This is a genomic window from Streptomyces reniochalinae (genome assembly GCF_003323735.1).
GTDB lineage: Bacteria > Actinomycetota > Actinomycetes > Streptomycetales > Streptomycetaceae > Streptomyces > Streptomyces reniochalinae.
In genome coordinates this window covers 163276-184353 of the sequence record NZ_QOIM01000018.1, presented here as the reverse complement: position 1 = coordinate 184353, position 21078 = coordinate 163276, and the positions used below count along the sequence as shown (strand labels likewise).

The following is a 21078-nucleotide window of genomic DNA, read 5'->3' as shown; positions in this document are numbered from 1 at the left end:
GCCCCCGCCGGTACGCACACTGGGGCGGGCCGACGGGACGGAGACGGGACACGGTGGGCTACCACGGGCAAGGGGCACGCGCGACGGACGTCGCCATCGTGGGGGCGGGCGCCTCGGGGCTGTCGCTCGCCTGGCGGCTGTGCGGCCTGCCGGCGGCGGTACGCCCGCACGTCACCCTCCTCGACGCACCGGCAGGGCCGCACCGGCCGCCGGAGCGCACCTGGTGCTACTGGGAGGAGCCGGGCGGCGAGTTCGACAGCGCCCTCACCACCTCGTGGGGGCGGCTGCGGGTACGCGCCCACGACGGCGCCACCGTGCCGGTCCACCCCGCGCCGCTGCGGTACAAGATGCTGCGCTCGCCCGCCTTCGCCGCGTTCGTGCGCCCCCGCCTCGAGAGCCACCCCGGGCTGCGGCGCCTGGTCGCCGACGTCGGCGAGGTGACCGACGTGCCCGGTGGCGCGCTCGTGCGCGGGATCGCCGAGGACGGCCGCGCGCTCGCCGTCCGCGCGCGCTGGGTGTTCGACTCGCGGCCGCCCCCGCGCCCGCCCCGCGCGCGGACACGGCTGGTGCAGCACTTCCGGGGTCTGCTGGTGCGCACCCCGGCCGCCGTCTTCGATCCGGGCGTGGCCGACCTGATGGACTTCCGCACGCCCCAGCCCGCGACCGGCCTCTCGTTCGGCTACCTGCTGCCGTGCAGCCGCACCGAAGCCCTCGTGGAGTACACCGAGTTCTCCCCCGCCGTGCTGGACGACGCCGGCTACCAGGCGGCCCTCACCGGATACGCGCGGGACGTCCTGGGGCTGCGCGCGTACGAGGTGACCGGCGCCGAGGAGGGTGTGATCCCCATGACGGACGGGCACTTCCCCCGCCGGGCGGGCGCCTCCGTCTTCCGGATCGGCACGGCGGGCGGGGCGACCAGGCCCTCCACGGGGTACACCTTCGCCGCGATCCAGCGCCAGACCCGGCACATCGCGGCAGCCCTCGCCCGGGGCCGCACGCCGCTCCCGCCGCGCGCCTACCCGCGCCGGGCGCTGGCGATGGACGCGGTATTGCTGCGGGCCCTGCACAGCGGGCGGCTGGACGGACCCGCGTTCTTCACCGGGCTGTTCGGCGCCGTGCCGGGGCGGCGGCTGCTGCGCTTCCTCGACGGTTCCAGCACCCCCGCCGAGGAGGTGGCTCTCGGACTGCGCACCCCCGTACGCCCCATGCTGCACACCGTCGCGGAGCTGCCGCTGCTGCGCCGCACGCCGACCTGACCCCCCGCCGGAAGGCTCCCATGACGCTCTTGCGCGACCAGGCGCTGTCCGCCGCGTTCGACCACGCGGCCCCCACCTACGACCGGCTGGTCGGGGCCAATCCGGGCTACCACGCCCAACTGCGCCGCTCGGCCCGGCGCCTGGCGCTCCCCTGGGACGGGCTGGGGATGCGGCTGCTGGACCTGGGGTGCGGGACCGGTGCCTCCACCGCGGCGCTGGCGACGGCGGCCCCGCTGGCGGAGATCGTGGCGGTGGACGCGTCACCCGGAATGCTGGAGCGGGCGGCGGCCAAGCGGTGGAGCGCCGGCGTCTCCTTCGTCCACGCCCGTGCCGAAGAGCTCGAAGCGGCCGGGATCACCGGACCTTTCGACGCGGTGTTCGCCGCCTACCTCTTCCGCAACGTCACGGATCCCGACGCGGTGCTGCGCACGGTGCGGGACCTCCTGCTGCCCGGGGGCCGGCTGGCGGTGCACGAGTACGCGCTCGGTGAGAGTCCGGCCCACCGCGCGGTGTGGCGGACCGTGTGCGACGGGATCGTCCGCCCGCTCGGCGCCCTGTGCGGCGACTCACCGCTCTACCGTCACCTGTCGCTGTCCGTCCGCACGTTCGACTCCGCACAGGCGTTCGCCGGGCGGATGGCCCGCCAGTGCTTCCGCGGCGTACGGGTGCTGCCGGTGCCCGGATGGCAGACGGGCATCGTGCACACGTTCGTGGGCTCGGTGCCCATGCCCACGACCCTCCCCGCGGTGGCCCGGTGACCGCCCGGAGCGCACGCGGCGCGGGGGCGCGGCGCGGCCTGGACCGGCGCGCGTGCGTGCTGCGCCCCGCACCCGGCCGGTCGCGCTGTGCGGAGCCCGCGCCCCGGGTGGCCGTCGTCGGCGGCGGCATCGCCGGGCTCGCGGCCGCGACAGGACTGGCCGAGCGGGGCGTGCGCGTCACGGTGTACGAGAGGGAACAGGCACTGGGCGGACGGCTGGCGGGCCGCGCCGTGCGGCTGCGCGACGGCTCCGGCGCGACGATGAGCCGCGGCTTCCACGCCTTCTTCCGCCAGTACTACAACCTGCGGGGGCTGCTGCGGCGGGCCGACCCGGGGCTGACGACGCTGCGCGGACTGCCCGACTATCCGCTGCGGCACAGCGACGGGCTGTCCGACAGCTTCAGCCGCGTCCCGCGCACCCCGCCCTGGAGCGCGCTCGGCTTCGCGGCGCTCAGCCCCACGTTCGGCGCGCGGGACCTGGCCAGGATGCGCCCCCGCGCCGCGCTCCCCCTGCTGGACGTGCGGGTGCCCGAGGTCTACGAGCGCCTCGACGGCACCAGCGCCCGCGAACTGCTGGCCGCCATCCGGTTCCCCGAGGCGGCACACCACCTGGCGTTCGAGGTCTTCTCCCGCAGCTTCTTCGCCGACCCGGGCGAGCTGTCGGCGGCCGAGATGGCGCTGATGTTCCACATCTACTTCCTCGGCTCCAGCGAGGGCCTGCTCTTCGACGTACCCCAGGAGCCCTACCCGCAGGCGCTGTGGGAGCCGCTGGGGCGCTACCTGGAGAAGCTGGGCGTCGAGCTGCGGACGGGCGAGGACGTCGGCGAGGTACGCCCCTCGGGCGGCGGCCTGGCGGTGGCCGCGGGCGGCGGCGAGGAGGCGTACGAGGCGACCGTGCTGGCGCTGGACCCCGCCGGGCTGCGCGCACTGGCCGGCGCCTCAGGGCAGCTGGCCGACCCCGGCTGGCGGGCGCGGGTGGGGCGGCTGCGCACGGCGCCGCCGTTCCTGGTCTCACGGCTGTGGCTGGACCGACCCGTGGCGGGTGAGCGGCCCGGCTTCCTGGGCACGAGCGGCTACGGGCCGCTGGACAACGTCAGTGTGCTGGAGCGCTGGGAGGGCGAGGCGGCGCGCTGGGCCGCGCGCACCGGCGGCTCCGTGGTGGAGCTGCACGCCTACGCCCTCGACCCGGCCGCAGACCGCGGGCGGACGCAGGAGCGGCTGCGCGCCGAGCTGGCCCGCGTCTATCCGGAGACGGGAGCGGCCCGGGCCGTGGACGCGCTGCACGAGTGGCGTGAAGACTGTCCCCTCTTTCCGGTGGGCGGCTACCGCGACCGGCCCACCGTCCGCACCGGCGACCCGCGGGTGGTGGTCGCGGGGGACATGGTGCGCACCGGGCTGCCCGTGGCGCTGATGGAGCGCGCGGCGACCAGCGGATTCCTCGCCGCCAACGCGCTGTTGGAGGGGTGGGGTGTACGCGGCCATACGCTGTGGACGGTGCCACGGCGTGGCCGCTCTGCGCCGCTGCGGGCGCTGGCCAGGCTGGGCTGAGGGCCCGTCACGCGCGCCGCCTCTCTCACCCGGGGAAGCGGCGGGTGCTGCGCAGGTGCCAGCGGCGTTCGGCGTAGGCGAGGTCGTCGAGCCACAGCCGCCTGGCGCCCGTCCGCAGCAGGGTCCGCAGCACCGGCGCGCAGGCGCGGGCGAGGGCGAACCCGGCGCGGGGCGAGTGCGCCACGACCGCCTCGGTCACCAGGGTGCGGGGCTCGCCTGACGCCTCGGACTCCAGCGGGGTCGCGTGCGTCTCGACGACGGAGCCGCGGCCCTCCCCCGCGGTGATGTGCATGACGACGGTGCGCGGTTCCGGCGCGGTGAACACGGCCCGCACCGGCACCACCGCCCGCCCCGCCACCTTGAAGGAGACGTCGACCACGAAGCCGTCAAACACCTCGCCGCCCTGCGCCCCGCCGCCCGGTGCCTCGTCGGGGGTGCTGACCACCGTCAGGTCGACGAAGGAGTAGGGGTGGAACCAGGCGCCGTGCCAGGGGTCGAGGCGGTTGGCGACGATGTCGTCGGGCGTGCACCGGCCGACGGCGGTGTGCACGGCCTCGACGGAACGCCCTGGCCGCGGCCGGGTGGGCACGACGGGCCGCTCGGTGGGCTCCTCACCGCCCGCCCCGTCGAGCCGCACCCAGGCCAGTACCCCGTCGTCGTAGGCCGGGTACGGCTCCCAGCCGGGTTTCGGCCGCCCGTCGAAGGCCATGCCGTGCCAGTGGCAGACCAGTTGCCCGCAGCGCACCGGGCTGTCCTTCAGCGGCGCCCCCAGGTGCGGGCAGGCGCCGGCTCCCGCGCGGATCCTGCCCTGCGCGTCGTACCAGGCGACGACCTCCACTCCGGCGACGGTCCGGCCCAGCGGCCGCCCCCGGGTCATCTCGCGCGCCGCACCGAGCACGTACCAGTTGCCCGAGGGCCGCTTGCCCGCGCGGCGCAGCGCGTCCTCGATGAGCCCCGCCCGTGCGGCACGCCAGGTGGGCCGCTGGCGCTCCCAGGGGACCGCGCGCCGGCGCAGGGCCAGCGGGGTCCGGCGGGTGCGTGGGGGCGCGGGCGGCGCACCGTCGGTCATGGTGCCTCCATCAGCTGGGGGTGCGGGGCGGGGGCGGCCGGGTGGTGGCGCGCGAGGCGGTGGGGGCCGGGGCGGCCGTCACGGCCCGCGTGCCGGGTAGCGGGGTGCGGGTCGCCGCAGGCGGCGCGCAGCCGCACGGCGGCGACCCGGGCCACGCCGTCCAGCGCGAGGACGGCACGGCGGCGGCGCGGCACGACGGCTCTGCGGTGCAGCACGTCGAAGCCGTTGTCCGCGAGGGTCTCGAGGATCGCGCCGTAGAGGACGAACGCGGTCCTGATGCAGGGCCTGGCACGCGGGTCGAGCATGTCGAGGCCGGGGCGGGCCCGGCGGTAGACGCCGCGGGTGAGGTCGAGCGCCGCGGCGAGGGCCGCCGTGATGCGGGGGTCGGCGCGCCCGGTCTCGCGGCTCCAGCGCAGCAGCGCGCGGTCGACGCCGAAGGAGCCCAGCAGGTCCTCGGGCAGGTAGACACGGCCCCGGTCGAGGTCCTCGCCCACGTCGCGCAGGAAGTTGGTCAGCTGGAAGGCGACACCGAGGGCGGCGGCGTGCGGTGCGGCCTCCTCGCGGGGGACGACGGTGCCGAGGACCGGCAGCATTTGCAGTCCGATGACGGCGGCCGAGCCGTGCATGTAGCGGTGCAGGTCGGCGTAGGTGGGGTAGCGGGTGACGGTCAGGTCGCTGCGCATGGACGCCATGAAGTCGGCGAAGTGCCGGTGGTCGATGGCGTAGCGGGCCGCGGTGTGCGCCAGAGCGCGGACGACGGGCGGCGCCGCCGTGCCCGTGCCCGCGTCTGTGCTCCCGCCGGTGCCGGCGCCGGTGCCGGTGCGCAGGGCTGAGGCCAGGTGGCTGTCCATCGCGTCGAGGGCGGCCAGGCGCCGGTCCGCGTCCACGGGATCGCCGGGGCCGACCGGATCGCCGGGGTCGTCGACGATGTCGTCGGCCCAGCGGGCGAAGCCGTAGAGGGCGTGGACGGCCGGACGGCGGTCGAGGGGCAGCAGCCGGGTGGCGAGGAAGTAGGTCCTGCCGTGGCGGGCGTTGAGCCGGCGGCTGAGCCGGTAGGCGTCGCGGAGGGCGGAGTCGGTGATGCCCGCGGCGTCGAGTTCACGTTCCGTCATGGGCGAGGGGCCTTCCTGCGGTGGGGGTCCTGGCCGCGGTGCGTGACGCTCGGCCGGTCGTTCCCGAGGGGGCGCCTGTGATGCGGGCGGCGGCGAGCTTGCCCGAGAGCAGCACAGTGGGCACGCCGACCCCGGGTGTGGTGCCGCAGCCGGCCAGGACGGCGTTGTCGGTGCCGCGCACGAGGTTGCGGGGCCGGAAGGGGCCGGTCTGGGCGAAGGTGTGGGCGAGGGAGAACGGTGTGCCCGCGGCCAGGCCCTGGGCGCTCCAGTCGGCGGGGGTCACCATCAGCTCGTCGCGCACGGAGCCGGCGATGCCGCTCAGGCCCCGCCGCTCCAGGTGGCCCAGCAGCACGTCGCGGTAGCCGGGGGCCAGGTCGCGCCACTGCCGGGCGCTGGGACCGATGGCGGTGTTGGGGCAGGGGGCGAGGACGTAGTGCAGGTGCCGCCCCGGCGGAGCCAGCGCGGGGTCCGTGGCGGTCGGGCGGCTGATCAGCAGGGAGGGGTCGCTCATCAGGCGGCCCTGGCGGGTCAGTTCGCGGAAGGTGCGCTGCCAGGACGCGCCGAACGAGAGGGTGTGGTGCGCCAGTTGCGGCCAGGTGCGGTCGGTCCCCAGGTGCAGCACCACCGCTGAGGGCGCGTGCCGCAGGGCCAGCGGCCGGCGCGGCCGGTGTCCGAGCAGATGGTAGGACGTCGGCAGGTCGGGGGTGAGGACGACGGCGTCACAGGGGACGCGCTCGTCGTCGGTGAGGACGGCGGTCACCCGCTGCCCCGACCGCTCCAGGCTCCGCACGCGCCGCCCGTAGCGCAGGTCGGCCCCCGCGTCCCGCGCCGCGGCCGCCATGGCGCGGGGCAGGGCGTGCATGCCGCCGCGGGGGAAGAAGACACCGGCGACGGTGTCCATGTAGGAGATGACGGCGTAGGCCGCCAGCGCCCGCTGGGGCGGGACGCCCGCGTACAGCGCCTGGAAGGTGAAGACGCGCCGCAGCCTCTCGTCGGAGACGAAGCGGGCGATGCGGGCGTCGAGCCTGCCGAAGCCGCCCAGCGCGGCCAGGCGCGCGAGGTCGGGGTGGAGGAGCTGGAGCGGGGTGTCGAAGTTCGCGTCGATGAAGCGCCGCATCTGGATCCTGTAGAGCCGTCGCAGCCAGTCGCGGAGCCGCAGGTAGCCGTCGGCGGCCTCGGGGGAGGCGAAGCGGGCGACCTCGGCCGCCATGGCCTCGGGGTCGCTGTGGACGTCCAGGCGGCTGCCGTCGGCGAACCTCGCGCGGTAGGCGGGGTGCAGGGGGACGAGGTCGATCCTGTCGCCGAGGCGGTCGCCGACGGCGGCGAAGGCGTCAGCCACCAACTCGGGCATCGTCAAGACGGTGGGTCCGGTGTCGATCAGGTGGCCGGAGCGTTCGGCGCGTCCCGCCCTGCCTCCAGGACCCTGCGCGCTCTCCAGGACCGTCACCCGGCGGCCGGCGCCGAGCAGGTGCAGCGCCGCGGAAAGACCGGCCAGTCCGGCGCCGACCACGACGACGTGGTCGCAGCGGCCCGGGACGCCGTTCACCGCCCGGCCCCGGCCCGCCGGTGCGCTCGCGCGGCTCGTCCCCGCGGGTGGCGCTTCGTCGCGCTGCGGCGCATCGCGGCCCTTCCCTCGTGTGTTCGGCGGCGCCGTCGCACACGGGGTGTGCGGCACCGTCTGCCAGTCGACCACGTGAGCGGGGCGCCCGCGCCGTGACCGCTCCGGCGGGCGGAGCCCGGCAGCCGAGGGCTACCCGAACGGCCGTACGCCCGGGCGGGGGGCACGTCTGGGATGCTGGGGCGGCCCCGCAGCAGGCGGGCCGGTGGGCCCGCCGCGCGGGGCAGCCACTCCGTTCAGCGGCCGCCGTGGCTCGCACCGGCCGCCGCGCTGACGACGAGGACTGCTCACATCCGTGTATGACATATCGTTCACGGCGGTCGCGATGCTGTGCGTGGCCGCCGCCCTGGCCGGCTGGATCGACGCCGTCGTCGGCGGCGGCGGGCTGCTCCAGCTGCCCGCCCTGCTGATCGCGCTTCCGCATCTCCCACCCGCCTGGGCGCTGGGCACCAACAAGGCGGCCGCCGTGGTGGGTACCTCGGCAGCGGCGGTGACATACGCCCGCAAGACCCCGCTCGACCTGCGGCTCGCGGCCCGGCTCGGCCTCGTCGCGGCGCTCGCCTCGCTCGGCGGCGCGTTCTTCGCCGCCGGGGTGGACAGCGCGGTACTCCGTCCGCTGATCATCGTGCTGCTGCTGGCGGTCGCCGCCTTCGTGGTGCTGCGGCCCCACTTCGGGCACGCCTCGGGCGGACCGGCCACCCGGGGCCGGGTGCTGAGCGCCTTCGCCGTCGCGGGGGTCGGCATCGGCTTCTACGACGGGCTGCTGGGGCCCGGCACCGGCACCTTCCTGGTGATCGCCCTGGTGGCGCTCCTCAACATGGACATGGTCAGCGCCTCGGCCACTACGAAGGTCGTCAACGTCTGCACCAACGTCGGCGCGCTGGCCGTGTTCACCTGGCAGGGCACCGTGCTGTGGGGCCTCGCGCCCGTCATGGCCCTGTGCAACATGGCCGGCGCGTTCGTCGGCGCGCACATGGCGCTCAAGCGGGGCAGCGGCTTCGTACGCGGCGTGCTCCTGGTGACGGTCGTCGCCCTGGTGGGGAAGCTCGCCCACGACCAGTGGTGGGCGAGCTGACCGCGGCCACCACCGGATCCGCGACGGCTCAGCCGTGCCGCAGGTGGTCCCGCAGCTCGCGGGCCACCTGCGCCATGAGGGCCTCGGCCCCCGGCTGGCTGGCGGCCGGGACGCGGGACTCCGTCAGGGCCGCGACGGCGTAGACGGCGCCGTCGGCGTGCTGGACGACCCCCACCTCGTGACGGAGGTTGAGCAGCGTGGCCGTCTTGGACGACCAGGACGAGGAGTCGGAGCTGAAGTCGGGCGCGAGCCGGTGGCGCATCACGTTGTCCCCCATCAGCGTGCGCAGGCGCGCGGTCACCTCGGGGTGCACGGCCGAGGGGGTCCACACGGCCTGGAGGAGATCGGTGAAGGCCCGGGCCGTGCCGGTGTTGGCGCGGGTGACGTCGAGCTGCGGCAGCCGGTGGCCGCGCCCGAGGGTGCCCGCGTCGATGGCCAGCGAATGGGCCAGGTGCGCCTCCTGGGTGCGCAGACGCTCGACGGGGGTGTCGGTCAGTTCGTCCATCGTGTGGCGGACGGCGATGCCGGTGAGCCCCAGCTCTCCCAGCAGGGCGTCCACGCGCGCCGGCGGGGTGAGGCCGAACAGCGCGTCGGCTGCGGTGTTGTCGCTGAGGGAGGTGGCCAGGTAGAGCAGGTCGTCGACCGCGACCCGGGCCGGGTGCCGGAACCGTGTCAGCCCTGTCGGCCCCGGCCGGGTGATCCGCCCGGGGCTCACCTCCAGCGCCCTGTCCCCCTCCAGTTCGCCGCGCCGGACGCGTTCGAGCGTCGCTATCGCGAGCGGCAGCTTCACCAGGGAGGCGACGGGCAGTTCGGTGTCGGGCTCGATACCGACCTCGTCACCGGTGCGGAGATCGCGCACGAGGAACGAGCCGGACAGGCCGCCGTCGCGCAGATCCTGGCGCAGCGTGCGGAGCAGTCCCTCGGCCGTCATGTGCGCGTCGTCCCTTCGTCCTTCGGCTCGGTTGTCGCCGTGTCGGTTGCTGCTGTGGTGGTTGTCGCTTCATGTGTTGCCGCTGTGTCGGTGTCGGTTGCCCGGCCCGTCACGCGCTCGGGGTCCCGCGGGAGTGCGACGGTCCCCCTCGCCGCGTGCGGTCGGCGCCCGGTCGCGGGCCGGCCGCTCGCGCCTCGGCGGGTTCGGCCCCCGCGCCCAGGCAGTGGGCGAGAGCGTCACCGAGGCGGTCGCCGAGCCGTTCGGCGTCGCCCTCCTCCGCGGCGAGCAGACCGTACGTGCGCTCCATGTCGAGTTCACCGAGCGGCCGCCAGTGCAGAGCGAACTCCTGCGCCTGCACGGGTGAGCACAGCAGCAGGTCGTCGCCCGAGAGGACCTGGGCCGCCGCCTGGGTGAGGCTCGTGGCGACGGACACCTGCGCGGGCAGCAGGCCCACACAGTCGCCCAGGCGCGTGAGGCGGTCACGGACGTGCGGTACGTCGTCCTCGGGCTGGACCCACACACGCCGGGGCCGCCCGCGCCGGGTGCGGCGGGGGCGCAGGGCCTCCAGGAACAGGCGACGGGCCGCGGGCTCCGCGACCGTGGCGAGGCCGAGCGGTACCGACCAGCGTGCCTGGTCGGGCGGCACCGCGACGAGCGCTGCCCGCACCTGCTGGGAGCGGACCAGGTGCGGGCGCTCGGCAGGCGCCGCCGTACGCGGGTCGAGGACCATGCCCAGGCCGCGGGCGGCCGCGGCGAGGCGGGCCAGCCCCGGCGTGGGGCAGGTGTCGGGCACGGCCAGGGACACGGGCCGCTGGTGGGCGGTGGCCGCCTCGTGCTCCAGTTCCTCCGCGGCGAGCACCAGGCGGCGGGCCGCAGGGAGCAGGGAGCGTCCGAACGGGGTCAGCCGCGCCCTGCGCGCGCTGCGCTCGAACAGCCGCTCACCGAGATGCTGTTCGAGCGCGGCGACGCGACGGCTGGCGACCGACTGCGACATGCGCGCGGCCGCCGCCCCGGCCGTAAAGCTGCCGCGCTCGCTCACCTGCACGAACGCTCGGCACGCACCCACCAGATCCACGCCCGCCACTCTATGCCGCCACCGCTGCCATGCCGATTGCGCATGGGGTGGCGCGATTGCGTCTTGGACGGCATGACCGGCGCCGGGTGAGGCTGGGCGGGCCCGTCACTCACGGACCCTCCGGAGGCATCGACACCCATGCGAACGACCACAGCCCGACGCACCTCCTCCGCGGCGCTCGGCGCGCTGGCGCTCGTCCTGCCGCTGACCGCGTGCGGCCAGAGCGCCACGACCGCCTCCGCCGCGACCTCCACCACCGCACCGTCCTCCGCGGACCCGTCGTCCTCCGCTTCCGTACAGGGCGGGGACGACGCGGCTGCCGCGGCGTTCAAGAAGCTGGAAGCGCAGTACGGGGCGCGGCTCGGCGTCCATGCCTTCGACACCGGCTCGGGACGCGCGGTCTCCTACCACGCGGACGAGCGGTTCGCGTACGCGTCCACGCACAAGGTGTTCACGGCCGCCGCCGTTCTGGACAAGTACTCGCTGAAGGGGCTCGGCGACAAGTCGCTCACCGTCGGCAAGGACGTGCCCGTCGGCCACTCCCCCGTCACCAGCGCACACGTCGGCCAGCAGCTGACCCTGCGCGAGCTGTGCGAGGCAGCCGTCCGCCAGAGCGACAACGGCGCGGACAATCTGCTGGTCCGCGACCTGGGCGGCCCCGAGAAGCTCGACGCCTACCTCGAAGACCTCGGCGACGACGTCACGCAGATGAACCGCTACGAGACCGCGCTGACCGAGGCCACCCCGGGCGACAAGCGGGACACCACGACCCCGCGCGCCTTCGCCGAGGACCTGCGCGCCGTCACCCTCGGTGACGCCCTCCCGAAGCCTGAGCGTGCCCAGTTGGACGACTGGCTGGACGAGAGCCCGACCGGCACCGAGCTCATCAGGGCCGGAGTCCCGAAGGAGTGGGGCGTCGGCGACAAGAGCGGGGCCGCCAGGTACGGCACCCGCAACGACATCGCCGTCGTCCGCCCGCCGGGGAAGGCGCCCCTGATCGTGACCGTCATGTCGAAGCGGAAGAAGGAGGACGCCGACTACGACGACAAGCTCGTCGCCGAGGCCGCCTCCGTCGTGTCCGACAAGCTCTCCTGACGCGTTCGCCGGCAGACAAGCGGAACGGGGCTCGTGCCACGGCAGGCGCACGCGCTCCGTTCACGCGCTCCGTTCACGCGCTCCACTCACGCGCTCCGCTCACAGGAGACCGAGAACGCCCAGACCGAGCATGCCGTCGCGGTTGCCGAGCTTGACGAGCCGCTGGTCGGAGGCGGCGTTGCCGTCCTGGTCGCCGCCTGACGGCGCGGGTGCCGCGGCGGCGGGGGCCGCCGCCGCGTGGGACGGGGCGGCGGCCTGCGCGACACCGCACAGGGGCACGAGTGCGGTGACCGTCAGGGCGGCGATGGCGGTCGCGATACGCGATGAGCGGGAAAGGCGACGCATGGGGACTCCTTGTCGTCTTGTCGTCTTCTCGTCGCTCCGGCCTGCTCCCGCCGTTCCACGCGCCTCGGCGGCGCGAGCCGGCTGTCGACTGGTCGGGGACGCTGCTTCCACGCTGCACCGGGTGAAGGACCGCTGCGCGCGGTGGTGGGCCGGACAGGTCACCTGAGCCCCCGCCCCCCTCCCCTGCTCTCCCGCCTGTCTCTCCCTGTCTCCCGTCACCGCCGCGCCACCGCCGCGTCCGGTCGCCGCTCACTGGGCGGGGCCCGACGGGAACCGGGGCACGTCCTGGGGTGCGAACCCAGGGCGCCTCCTGCGGGCCTGGACGGGATGGCGCCAGCGGCCCTCGTCGAAGGCCACGTCCGCCTCGAACTCGACCACGTGCTCGGGAACGACGCAGCGGTGCGCGAGGAGATCGCGGCTGCCCCATCCCGAGCGGAACCGGGCGTCGGTCCAGGGGTGTTCGGGCCCGGCGGAGGTCAGCAGGGGGCCGAGTTCACGGCGCAGCGCGGTGGTGACCGGGGCGCTCTGGGCCACCATGCGCAGTTCACCGCCCTCGTCCCAACGCCCCAGCAGGAGCACGTCCGGGGAGGCGAGAGGACCGGTGACGGCGCCGACGACGGCCTCCGCCGTGGCGCGGGCGCGCAGCTTGCGCCAGCCGCGCTCGCCGGGCCTGTAGGGCTGGCCGAGGCCCTTGACGACCATGCCCTCGATGCCGACACGGCCCCACGCGGCGTCGAGCCACTCCTGCGCGCGCGCCGGGTCGGTGGTCATGGGACACAGGGCCCAGGGCGGCTGGAGGTCGCGGCGGGTGAAGACCTCCTCCAGCAGGGCGCGGCGCTCCCTGTAGGGGCGGCCCATGGTGGTCTCGTCGCCGAGTTGGAGCAGGTCGAAGGCGATGAAGTGGGCCGGGTGGGCGGCCGCGGCCGCCTCGGCGCCGGGTCCGGTGCGCTGGGCTCGCGACTGGAGCCGGCCGAAGCTGACCGCCCCTTCCTCGATCACGACCAGTTCTCCGTCGAGGACGGCCTCCTCGCCCAGCGCGGCGGCGGCGCGCAGGATGTCGGGGAAGCCGGGGCCCAGGTCGGTGCCGCGGCGCGACTGGAGGCGTGGGGCGTCGGGGCGCGCGTACACCAGCGCCCGGTAGCCGTCCCACTTGGCCTCGTACGCCAGCCCGTCCGCGCGGGGCGTCGTGTCGACCGTCCTGGCGGCCATCGGGGGGATGGGCGGGACGAGCCGTTTATCGCCCATATGCCACGTATAGCGCGGAACGCCGGAGTGTGCGACCGCAGGCCGCGGACCGCAGCCGCCGCGGGGCCGGGCCCCGGTGCCCGGTGGGCGCCCCGGAGTGTCCGGCGGGGCCGCCGGTGTGAAGGCAGGCTGCGGGCGCGGTTAAGAAAGTCTCGATGGACCCCGCGGCCCGCCGTGCGGCAGATTCGTGCCGGCGGCGCACCCTCGCCGCCGCCCCCTTTCCCTCGCAGGGCCTAGGGCCGGGCCGCCGTCACGCGGCCCGGCTTCGCCCTGCCGTGGCGCGCGAGACGACAGGAGCCGTGACGTGAAGGCGCTGGTCAAGCAGAAGGCCGAACCCGGACTGTGGCTGGCCGATGTTCCCGAGCCCCAGGCAGGGCCCGGCGATGTGCTGATCAAGGTGGAGCGGACCGGCATCTGCGGCACCGACCTGCACATCCGCGCCTGGGACGGCTGGGCGCAGCAGGCGGTGGCCGCTCCGCTGGTGGTGGGGCACGAGTTCACGGGCGTGGTCGTGGAGACCGGCCGGGACGTGACCGACATCGAGCCGGGCGACCGGGTCAGCGGCGAGGGCCACCTGGTGTGCGGCAAGTGCCGCAACTGCCTGGCGGGGCGGCGGCACCTGTGCCGCGCCACGGTGGGGCTCGGGGTGGGCCGCGACGGCGCGTTCGCCGAGTACGTGGCGCTGCCCTCGCAGAACGTGTGGGTGCACCGCGGCCGTGTCGATCCCGACATCGCGGCGATCTTCGACCCGTTCGGCAACGCCGTGCACACCGCGCTGTCCTTCCCGCTGGTCGGCGAGGACGTGCTGATCACGGGCGCGGGTCCGATCGGTCTGATGGCGGTGGCGGTGGCCAAGCACGCGGGCGCCCGCAACGTCGTCGTCACCGATGTGAGCGAGGAGCGGCTGGAGCTGGCCCGCAAGGTCGGTGCCTCGCTCGCGCTGGACGTCTCGGGCGCGGACATCGCCGAGGGGCAGCGGGCGCTGGGGCTGCGCGAGGGCTTCGACGTCGGGCTGGAGATGTCGGGGAACCCGGCGGCGCTGCGGGACATGCTCGCGAACATGACCCACGGCGGGAAGATCGCGATGCTCGGGCTGCCCGCCGAGGACTTCGCCGTGGACTGGGCCCGGATCGTCACCTCGATGATCACTCTCAAGGGCATCTACGGGCGGGAGATGTTCGAGACCTGGTACGCGATGTCGGTGCTGCTGGAAGGCGGCCTGGACCTCGGCCCGGTGATCACCGGCAGGTACGGCTACCGCGACTTCGACGCCGCGTTCGACGACGCGGCCGGTGGCCGCGGCGGCAAGGTCGTCCTGGACTGGACCCGCTGAGCCGCCGCCCCGGCCCCGCACCGGCCGCCGCCCGGTGCGGCCGAACGACCACCGTCCCCGTTCCCTCCCGACCTCTGGAGAGCTGACACCATGTTCGACTCCGTACGCGACGAGCTGCGCGCCACCCTCGAGGAGATCAGCGCCGCCGGGCTGCACAAGCCCGAGCGGGTCATCGGCACCCCGCAGTCCGCGACCGTCGAGGTGACAGGCGGCGGGCGCCCGGGCGAGGTCATCAACTTCTGCGCCAACAACTACCTGGGCCTGGCCGACCACCCCAAGGTGATCGCGGCGGCCCACGAGGCGCTGGACCGCTGGGGCTACGGCATGGCCTCGGTCCGCTTCATCTGCGGCACGCAGGAGGTCCACAAGGAGCTGGAGGCGCGGCTTTCGGCCTTCCTCGGCCAGGAGGACACCGTCTTGTACTCCTCCTGCTTCGACGCGAACGGCGGCGTGTTCGAGACGCTGCTGGGCGAGCAGGACGCCGTGATCTCCGACGCCCTCAACCACGCCTCGATCATCGACGGCATCCGGCTCTCGAAGGCCCGCCGCTTCCGCTACGCCAACCGCGACATGGCCGACCTGGAGCAGCAGCTGGAGAAGGCCCGGGACGCGCGGCGGCGGCTCGTCGTCACCGACGGCGTCTTCTCCATGGACGGCTATCTGGCGCCGCTGCCCGAGATCTGCGACCTGGCGGAGCGGTACGACGCGATGGTGATGGTCGACGACTCGCACGCGGTGGGCTTCGTGGGCGAGGGCGGGCGCGGCACCCCCGAGCTGCACGGCGTCATGGACCGGGTGGACGTCGTCACCGGTACTCTCGGCAAGGCGCTGGGCGGCGCCTCGGGCGGTTACGTGGCGGCCCGCGCCGAGATCGCCGCGCTGCTGCGGCAGCGCTCGCGCCCCTACCTGTTCTCCAACAGTCTGGCGCCGGTGATCGCGGCGGCTTCGCTGAAGGTGCTCGACCTGCTGGAGTCGGCCGGGGACCTGCGCCGGAAGCTGGCGGCCAACACCGAGCTGTTCCGCCGCCGGATGGCCGAGGAGGGCTTCACCCTGCTGCCGGGCGAGCACGCCATCGCGCCCGTCATGATCGGGGACGCCGCCGAGGCGGGCCGGATGGCGGAGCTGCTGCTGGAGCGCGGGGTGTACGTGATCGGCTTCTCCTACCCGGTGGTGCCGCAGGGACAGGCCCGCATCCGGGTGCAGCTGTCGGCGGCGCACTCCACCGAGGACGTGAACCGGGCGGTCGACGCGTTCGTCGCGTCCCGGGCGCAGCTCGCGCGGTGACTGGGGGAGAATCGGTCAGGTGATCGAGGCGCGGCGGCTGCACATCCTCCGTGCGGTGGCGGACCACCGCACGGTGACCGCCGCTGCCGCCGCGCTCTACCTCACCCCCTCGGCCGTCTCCCAGCAGCTGACCGCGCTGGAACAGGAGACAGGACACCGGCTGGTCGAGCGCGGCACCAAAGGCGTGCGGCTCACCCCGGCAGGGGAGATCCTGCTGACCCACACCAACCTGGTCCTCGCCCAGTTGGAGCGCGCCGAGGCCGAGCTGGCCGCCTACGGCTCGGGCGCCGCCGGGCAGGTGGACCTGGCCTCGTTCGCCACCGGCATCGGACTGGTGGTCGCCCCCGCGCTCTCCCGGCTGGGCCGCACGGCGCCCGGCATCCGGGTGCGGGTCAAGGACACCGAGGGCGATGCCAGCCTGCCCATGGTGCTGGACCGGGAGACCGACGTGGCGGTGGCCGTCGAGTACCGGGGCGCGCCCGGCGAGGACGATCCGCGCCTGACCCGGGTGCCGCTGTACGCGGAGCCGTTCGACGCCGTGCTGCCGGAGGGGCACCGGCTGGCCGGGGCCGATCGGGTGCCGCTGGCCGAGCTGGCCAAGGACACCTGGATCGGCCCCTTTCCCGGCAATCCGTGCCACGACGTGGTCGTCCTCGCCTGCGAACACGCGGGCTTCGAGCCGCGGATGCGGCACTTCTCCGACGACTTCCGCGCGGTCCTCGCCCTCGCTTCCGCCGGGGTGGGTGTCGCCCTGGTGCCGCGTTCCGCGCTGCTGGGCACGGACGTGGGAAACAGCGAGGGCGTCGCGGTCCATCCGGTCGAGGGCGTCGCCCCCACCCGCCGGGTCTTCGCCGCCGTGCGGCGGGGCGCGGAGGACCATCCGCTGATCAGCCCGGTGCTGGCGGCGCTCACGGAAGCGGCCCGCCGGCCCACCGAAACCGCCGCGTGAGGCCGCGAACCGCGAGCGTGAGGCCGGGAACCGCCGCGTGAGGCCGGGCCGCGGCCCGTCGCCTCGGCACGCCTTCGGGGGAGTTCTCGAAGATTGTCCCGCCGCCAGGGTGGTATGCGGATCTCCGACTCCAGTCGGGAGGATGTTGCCTCCCCCGCCTGAGTACGCGACGATACGGACCTATCCGTACGAATATGTAGCAATATGTGCGAATCGGCAAGGTGACACATCGTATGGCTGAGACGGCATCGAACGCGCCGACCCCCTCCTCCTCGGGCCCCCACGGCAAGGCGATCGGCATCTCCATCGCCGCGGCCGTCGGCGGTTTCCTCTTCGGCTTCGACTCCTCCGTCATCAACGGCGCGGTGGACGCGCTGTCGGGCCACTTCCATCTGGGCGCGTTCCTGTCGGGGTTCGTCGTCTCCGTCGCGCTGCTGGGCTGCGCGGTCGGCGCCTGGTACGCGGGCCGCCTCGCCGACGGCTGGGGGCGCCGCAACGTCATGCTGCTGGGCTCCGCCATGTTCGTCATCAGCTCGGCGGGCTCCGCCTTCGCCTTCTCGGTGCCCGATCTGCTGCTGTGGCGCGTGATCGGCGGCCTGGGCATCGGCATCGCCTCGGTGATCGCCCCCGCCTACATCTCCGAGGTGGCACCCGCCTCCGGCCGCGGTGCGCTCGGCTCCCTCCAGCAACTGGCCATCACCATCGGCCAGCTGGTCGTCCTCAGCTCCAACAAGGGGCTGGCGGGCGCGGCCGGTGGCGCCTCGCAGGACCTGTGGTTCGGCATGCAGGCCTGGCGCTGGATGTTCCTGGTCGGCGTCGTCCCGGCCGCCGTCTACGGGGTGCTGGCGCTGCTGATCCCCGAATCGCCGCGCTACCTCGTCCTCAAGGGGAAGTACGACGAGGCGGCGGGCGTGCTGGGCCGGGTCAGCGGGGAGGCCGACCCGCAGGGCAAGGTCGCCAGGATCCGCGAGACGCTCCGCAAGGAGCACCGCAGCAGCTTCCGCGACATCCGCGGCGCACGCTTCGGGCTGCACCCGCTGGTGTGGGCGGGCATCATCATGGCCGCCTTCCAGCAGCTCGTCGGCATCAACGCGATCTTCTACTACTCGACGACGCTGTGGAAGTCGGTCGGCTTCAGCGAGTCCCAGTCCTTCACCACCTCCGTCATCACCGCGGGCATCAACGTGGTGATGACGGTCGTCTCCATGCTGTTCGTCGACCGCGTGGGCCGGCGCAGGCTGCTGTCCATCGGCTCGGTGGGCATGTTCTGTGCGCTGGCGCTGACCGCGGTGGCCTTCTCCCAGCAGCGGGGCAGTGGGACCGACGTGACGCTGCCCGACCCGTACGGGCCGATGGCGCTGGTCGGCGCCAACGCCTTCGTCATCTTCTTCGCCCTCTCCTGGGGCCCGATCATGTGGGTCATGCTGGCGGAGATGTTCCCCAACCGGATGCGGGCAATGGCGCTGGCCATCGGCACCGCCTCCAACTGGATCTTCAACTTCATCGTCACCTTCTCCTTCGAGCCGATGACCAGCAAGGTCGGACTGACCTGGCTCTACGGCGCCTTCGCCTGCTTCGCCCTGCTCTCCTTCTTCTTCGTGCGCGGCAAGCTCCCGGAGACCAAGCAGCGGGAGCTGGAGGAGATGACGGGCGAGACCCACCGCCGCTCCGGCTGAGCCCGGCGCGGCCCGTGAGGGTGCGCGAGGGCGGGCCGGTGACCGGGATGCGAGACCGGGATGCGCGCGGGCGGGGCCGGGCGCAGGGTGGGGGTATGGCCGACGCACCGATCATCGTCTACCCGCCCGACGCGCACGGCGCGCGCCGGGTGCGGGCCGGCGGCGCCATCCTCGGCCGGGCCTCCAACGTCAACGACGTGCTCTCGCTGCTCGGCGACGCCGGTTTCGACCCGGACCGGATCGCCCTGGACGGCCCGCTCATCGACTGGCGCGGCGGCGGCGCCTACGCCTGGGATCCCGGCGAGGACGACGAGGAGTGACCGGCGCGGCCCACCGCGTCACCGGCGGGTACCGGAGCCGACGACCGGGCGGCGCCGGGCGGTTCAGGGCGCGGTGCGGGCGGGGAGGCCGGCTTCCAGCGCCGCGGTCCGCAGGACGTCGCGGAGCATGGCCGGGGTCAGCCGTCCTGTGAAGGTGTTGCGCTGGGTGACGTGGTAGCAGCCGTGGACGGCCAGCGGCGCCCCGCCCCGCCGCGTGGGCGGCAGTTCGAGACGGGCCCCGTGCGCGAAGGCGGGCCGGGGCCGCGGGAGTGACCAGCCGCCTTCGCCGAGCACCGGCAGTACCGCCTGCCAGCCGAAGGCGCCGAGGGCGACCACGGTGCGCAGGGTGGGGCGCAGCAGTTCGAGCTCACGGACGAGCCAGGGGCGGCAGGTGTCGCGCTCGGCGGGGGTGGGCTTGTTGGCGGGCGGGGCGCAGTGGACGGGCGAGGTGAACCGCACCCCGTACAGCTGGAGGCCGTCGCCGCTGTGGGTGGAGGTGGGCTGCGAGGCCAGGCCGAGGTCGTGGAGGGCGGCGACGAGCACGTCACCGGCGCGGTCGCCGGTGAACATGCGGCCCGTGCGGTTGCCGCCGTGCGCGGCCGGCGCGAGCCCGACAAGCAGCATCCGCGCGTCCGCGGGGCCGAAGCCGGGTACCGGGCGCGCCCAGTAGTCCCAGTCGCGGAAGGCGGGACGTTTGACCCGTGCCGTCTCCTCGCGCCAGTCGACCAGCCGCGGGCAGGCGCGGCACTCGCTCAGCGACCGGCCGAGGGCGCGCACGTCCGCCGCCCGGGGCGCCTGCCGAGTGGGGTAGGTCATGGGACTCCGTCTTCCTGTCCGTCCTTCTGTCTGTCTTCCCGCCCGCCGCCTTGGCGCGTGCTCCTTCCCGGGGTGGCTGCCCTTCGGGGGGTGGCTGCCCCTCCCGGGGTGCCCGCTCCTTCCAGGGTGCCCGTCGCGGTGCCTCATACGTTCGGCGGAAACACCGCCTGTGACGCCCCCTCCCTCACACGGGCGAAGGGCACGGCGCCACCCGCCACCCCCGTACACCACGAACGCCCAGCTCACAGCCGCGCACAGCGGACCGCATCCGTGACGGCGGGCGGCCGGGCAGCTCGTGTGGCGGCCCGGAGCTGAGGTACAAAAGGCCCCTCGTGTGGGTCCATCCGTCCGGTCCGGCGCTCGGTCCGGTCCGACAGTCGAGTTCAGGGGGCTCCGTGCTCGTGCGCCGCAGGAACCTTTCAGCCGCCCGCAACGCGCGAGAGGGCAGCGCGTGCTGAGCGGCCCGGCCCCGTACGCCCCGCCCGCGGCCGCGCCCTCCGTCCCGGTGCGCCCCGTGGTCCTGGAGGCCGTCAGCGGCTGGGTACCGCCGCGCGTGGTGCCCAACGCCGGGCTCCCCGGACAGTGGGGCGTGGACGACAGATGGGTGCGTACCCGCACCGGCATCGAGCGCCGCCACGTCGCCGACCCGGGCACCTCGACGGGGGACGCGGCCGTGCACGCGGCGCGGCAGCTGCTGGAGAAGGCGGGCAACCCGCCCGTCGACGCCCTGGTTCTGGCCACGGCCACACCCGACCACCTGTGCCCGGCCACCGCCCCCGCGGTGGCGGCCCGGCTGGGGCTCGGCACCATCCCCGCTCTGGACATCGCCGCCGTGTGCAGCGGCTTCGTCTACGGCCTGGCGCTGTGCCAGGGTGCGGTCGGCACCGCGCTGTTCGACCGGGTGCTGGTGGTGGGCGCCGACATCTACTCCCACTGGCTCGACCCCGAGGACCGCTCCACGGGCGTCGTCTTCGGCGACGGGGCGGGCGCCGCGCTGGTGGCGCGGGGCCAGGAGAGCGACTGTGCCGGTGCGCTGCTCGGCTTCGACCTGGGCAGCGACGGATCGGGGTACGACCTGATCACCGTGGTGGGCGGCGGCGCACGGGCACGGTCGCTGGCCGCGCCGGAAGAGCCCGGCGACCGCTACTTCCGGATGCGGGGCAGGGCCGTCTTCCAGCACGCCATCGAGCGGATGACCGCCTCGTGCGGTGCGGTGCTGGAGCGCGTCGGCTGGCGTCCCGAAGAGGTCGACCACTTCGTGCCGCACCAGGCCAACGCGCGGATCCTCACCGCCGTCGGCAAACGCCTGGGCATCCCCGCCGACCGCTGTGCCCTGCACCTGCGGGAGGTGGGCAACACCGGTGCCGCCTCGATCCCGCTGGCGCTGGCCGACGCGCAGGCGGGCGGGCGGCTGCGCCCCGGGGCGCGCGTTCTGGTGACGGCGTTCGGCGGCGGCCTCACCTGGGGTTCGGCCGCGCTGCTGTGCCCGGAGGCGCCGGCGGGCCTGCAGTCGCCCTGACACGCGTCAGGTGCCGGGGCGGGAGCCGGTTCCTGACGTCGGCCCCGTGGAGGCA

Annotated in this window: 19 protein-coding genes; 11 read left to right on the top strand and 8 right to left on the bottom strand. The window is 74.8% G+C overall.

The annotated features are described in order from the left end of the window. The first annotated feature begins 53 nt into the window (after positions 1-53). The 3 genes from DQ392_RS01675 to DQ392_RS01665 are packed head-to-tail and all read left to right on the top strand — an operon-like array spanning position 54 to position 3561. Positions 54-1256, top strand: a complete 1203-nt coding sequence (locus tag DQ392_RS01675) for a lycopene cyclase family protein (RefSeq protein ID WP_114013635.1) — start codon at positions 54-56, stop codon at positions 1254-1256. Positions 1257-1276: 20 nt separating this feature from the next. Next, the gene (locus tag DQ392_RS01670; protein WP_114013634.1) at positions 1277-2014 is read left to right on the top strand and encodes a class I SAM-dependent methyltransferase; all 738 of its coding nucleotides are present in this window, start codon (positions 1277-1279) and stop codon (positions 2012-2014) included. Continuing rightward, the gene (locus tag DQ392_RS01665) at positions 2011-3561 is read left to right on the top strand and encodes an FAD-dependent oxidoreductase (protein WP_245981033.1); all 1551 of its coding nucleotides are present in this window, start codon (positions 2011-2013) and stop codon (positions 3559-3561) included. The genes DQ392_RS01670 and DQ392_RS01665 overlap by 4 nt, the downstream gene beginning before the upstream one ends. A gap of 25 nt (positions 3562-3586) precedes the next feature. Here DQ392_RS01665 and DQ392_RS01660 read toward each other — a convergent pair whose 3' ends face one another. Genes DQ392_RS01660 through crtI form a run of 3 tightly spaced genes read right to left on the bottom strand, consistent with a single transcriptional unit; the run spans position 3587 to position 7288 of the window. After that, positions 3587-4630 (bottom strand): Rieske (2Fe-2S) protein, encoded by a 1044-nt coding sequence (locus tag DQ392_RS01660; protein WP_114013632.1) that lies wholly within the window; start codon positions 4628-4630, stop codon positions 3587-3589. Continuing rightward, positions 4627-5742 (bottom strand): phytoene/squalene synthase family protein, encoded by a 1116-nt coding sequence (locus DQ392_RS01655; protein ID WP_114013631.1) that lies wholly within the window; start codon positions 5740-5742, stop codon positions 4627-4629. Before DQ392_RS01655 ends, DQ392_RS01660 begins: the two co-directional genes overlap by 4 nt. Then, a complete protein-coding gene (gene crtI, locus DQ392_RS01650; protein ID WP_114013630.1) occupies positions 5729-7288 on the bottom strand; it encodes a phytoene desaturase family protein in 1560 nt (519 codons plus the stop codon). Before crtI ends, DQ392_RS01655 begins: the two co-directional genes overlap by 14 nt. A gap of 397 nt (positions 7289-7685) precedes the next feature. On the opposite strand from crtI, the gene DQ392_RS01645 reads away from it, so the two are divergent. Then, positions 7686-8435, top strand: coding sequence for a sulfite exporter TauE/SafE family protein (locus tag DQ392_RS01645; RefSeq protein ID WP_114013700.1), 750 nt, complete (start codon positions 7686-7688; stop codon positions 8433-8435). A 28-nt stretch (positions 8436-8463) separates the two neighbouring features. On the opposite strand, the gene DQ392_RS01640 is transcribed toward DQ392_RS01645, so the two are convergent. Next, positions 8464-9366: a serine hydrolase gene (locus DQ392_RS01640; protein WP_114013629.1), complete on the bottom strand. Its 903-nt coding sequence runs from the start codon at positions 9364-9366 to the stop codon at positions 8464-8466. A gap of 109 nt (positions 9367-9475) precedes the next feature. Continuing rightward, on the bottom strand, positions 9476-10441 hold the full coding sequence (locus DQ392_RS01635; protein ID WP_114013699.1) for a LysR family transcriptional regulator: 966 nt from the start codon (positions 10439-10441) through the stop codon (positions 9476-9478). Between the two features lie 138 nt (positions 10442-10579). On the opposite strand from DQ392_RS01635, the gene bla reads away from it, so the two are divergent. Then, on the top strand, positions 10580-11536 hold the full coding sequence (gene bla / locus DQ392_RS01630) for a class A beta-lactamase (RefSeq protein ID WP_114013628.1): 957 nt from the start codon (positions 10580-10582) through the stop codon (positions 11534-11536). A gap of 99 nt (positions 11537-11635) precedes the next feature. On the opposite strand, the gene DQ392_RS01625 is transcribed toward bla, so the two are convergent. Together DQ392_RS01625 and DQ392_RS01620 are read right to left on the bottom strand one after the other, a co-directional pair. Further along, positions 11636-11881, bottom strand: coding sequence for a hypothetical protein (locus DQ392_RS01625; protein ID WP_114013627.1), 246 nt, complete (start codon positions 11879-11881; stop codon positions 11636-11638). Between the two features lie 249 nt (positions 11882-12130). Further along, the gene (locus DQ392_RS01620; protein WP_245981031.1) at positions 12131-13090 is read right to left on the bottom strand and encodes an ATP-dependent DNA ligase; all 960 of its coding nucleotides are present in this window, start codon (positions 13088-13090) and stop codon (positions 12131-12133) included. 340 nt (positions 13091-13430) lie between these two features. Between DQ392_RS01620 and tdh the strand changes: the two genes are divergently transcribed. The 5 genes from tdh to DQ392_RS01595 all read left to right on the top strand — a co-directional run bounded on the left by tdh (position 13431) and on the right by DQ392_RS01595 (position 18688). Then, positions 13431-14459, top strand: a complete 1029-nt coding sequence (gene tdh, locus DQ392_RS01615) for an L-threonine 3-dehydrogenase (RefSeq protein WP_114013625.1) — start codon at positions 13431-13433, stop codon at positions 14457-14459. A 90-nt stretch (positions 14460-14549) separates the two neighbouring features. After that, positions 14550-15743 (top strand): glycine C-acetyltransferase, encoded by a 1194-nt coding sequence (locus tag DQ392_RS01610; protein WP_114013624.1) that lies wholly within the window; start codon positions 14550-14552, stop codon positions 15741-15743. Positions 15744-15762: 19 nt separating this feature from the next. Beyond that, complete coding sequence (locus DQ392_RS01605) at positions 15763-16692, top strand: LysR family transcriptional regulator (protein ID WP_114013623.1); 930 nt, start codon at positions 15763-15765, stop codon at positions 16690-16692. Positions 16693-16925: 233 nt separating this feature from the next. Continuing rightward, the gene (locus DQ392_RS01600; RefSeq protein ID WP_181856228.1) at positions 16926-18368 is read left to right on the top strand and encodes a sugar porter family MFS transporter; all 1443 of its coding nucleotides are present in this window, start codon (positions 16926-16928) and stop codon (positions 18366-18368) included. Between the two features lie 95 nt (positions 18369-18463). Then, positions 18464-18688, top strand: a complete 225-nt coding sequence (locus DQ392_RS01595; RefSeq protein WP_114013622.1) for a hypothetical protein — start codon at positions 18464-18466, stop codon at positions 18686-18688. Positions 18689-18751: 63 nt separating this feature from the next. Here the strand turns inward: DQ392_RS01595 and DQ392_RS01590 are convergent, their stop codons facing one another. Then, positions 18752-19504: a uracil-DNA glycosylase gene (locus DQ392_RS01590; RefSeq protein ID WP_114013621.1), complete on the bottom strand. Its 753-nt coding sequence runs from the start codon at positions 19502-19504 to the stop codon at positions 18752-18754. A gap of 451 nt (positions 19505-19955) precedes the next feature. On the opposite strand from DQ392_RS01590, the gene DQ392_RS01585 reads away from it, so the two are divergent. Beyond that, a complete protein-coding gene (locus tag DQ392_RS01585; RefSeq protein ID WP_114013620.1) occupies positions 19956-21023 on the top strand; it encodes a beta-ketoacyl-ACP synthase III in 1068 nt (355 codons plus the stop codon). Positions 21024-21078: the final 55 nt, after the last annotated feature.

Coding starts and splice junctions, on each gene's coding strand:
- DQ392_RS01670 (WP_114013634.1), top strand. CDS start 1,277: ATGACGCTCTTGCGCGACCAGGCGCTGTCCGCCGCGTTCGACCACGCG.
- DQ392_RS01660 (WP_114013632.1), bottom strand. CDS start 4,630: ATGACCGACGGTGCGCCGCCCGCGCCCCCACGCACCCGCCGGACCCCG.
- DQ392_RS01655 (WP_114013631.1), bottom strand. CDS start 5,742: ATGACGGAACGTGAACTCGACGCCGCGGGCATCACCGACTCCGCCCTC.
- DQ392_RS01645 (WP_114013700.1), top strand. CDS start 7,686: ATGCTGTGCGTGGCCGCCGCCCTGGCCGGCTGGATCGACGCCGTCGTC.
- DQ392_RS01640 (WP_114013629.1), bottom strand. CDS start 9,366: ATGACGGCCGAGGGACTGCTCCGCACGCTGCGCCAGGATCTGCGCGAC.
- bla (WP_114013628.1), top strand. CDS start 10,580: ATGCGAACGACCACAGCCCGACGCACCTCCTCCGCGGCGCTCGGCGCG.
- DQ392_RS01625 (WP_114013627.1), bottom strand. CDS start 11,881: ATGCGTCGCCTTTCCCGCTCATCGCGTATCGCGACCGCCATCGCCGCC.
- DQ392_RS01620 (WP_245981031.1), bottom strand. CDS start 13,090: ATGGCCGCCAGGACGGTCGACACGACGCCCCGCGCGGACGGGCTGGCG.
- DQ392_RS01610 (WP_114013624.1), top strand. CDS start 14,550: ATGTTCGACTCCGTACGCGACGAGCTGCGCGCCACCCTCGAGGAGATC.
- DQ392_RS01600 (WP_181856228.1), top strand. CDS start 16,926: ATGGCTGAGACGGCATCGAACGCGCCGACCCCCTCCTCCTCGGGCCCC.
- DQ392_RS01595 (WP_114013622.1), top strand. CDS start 18,464: ATGGCCGACGCACCGATCATCGTCTACCCGCCCGACGCGCACGGCGCG.
- DQ392_RS01590 (WP_114013621.1), bottom strand. CDS start 19,504: ATGACCTACCCCACTCGGCAGGCGCCCCGGGCGGCGGACGTGCGCGCC.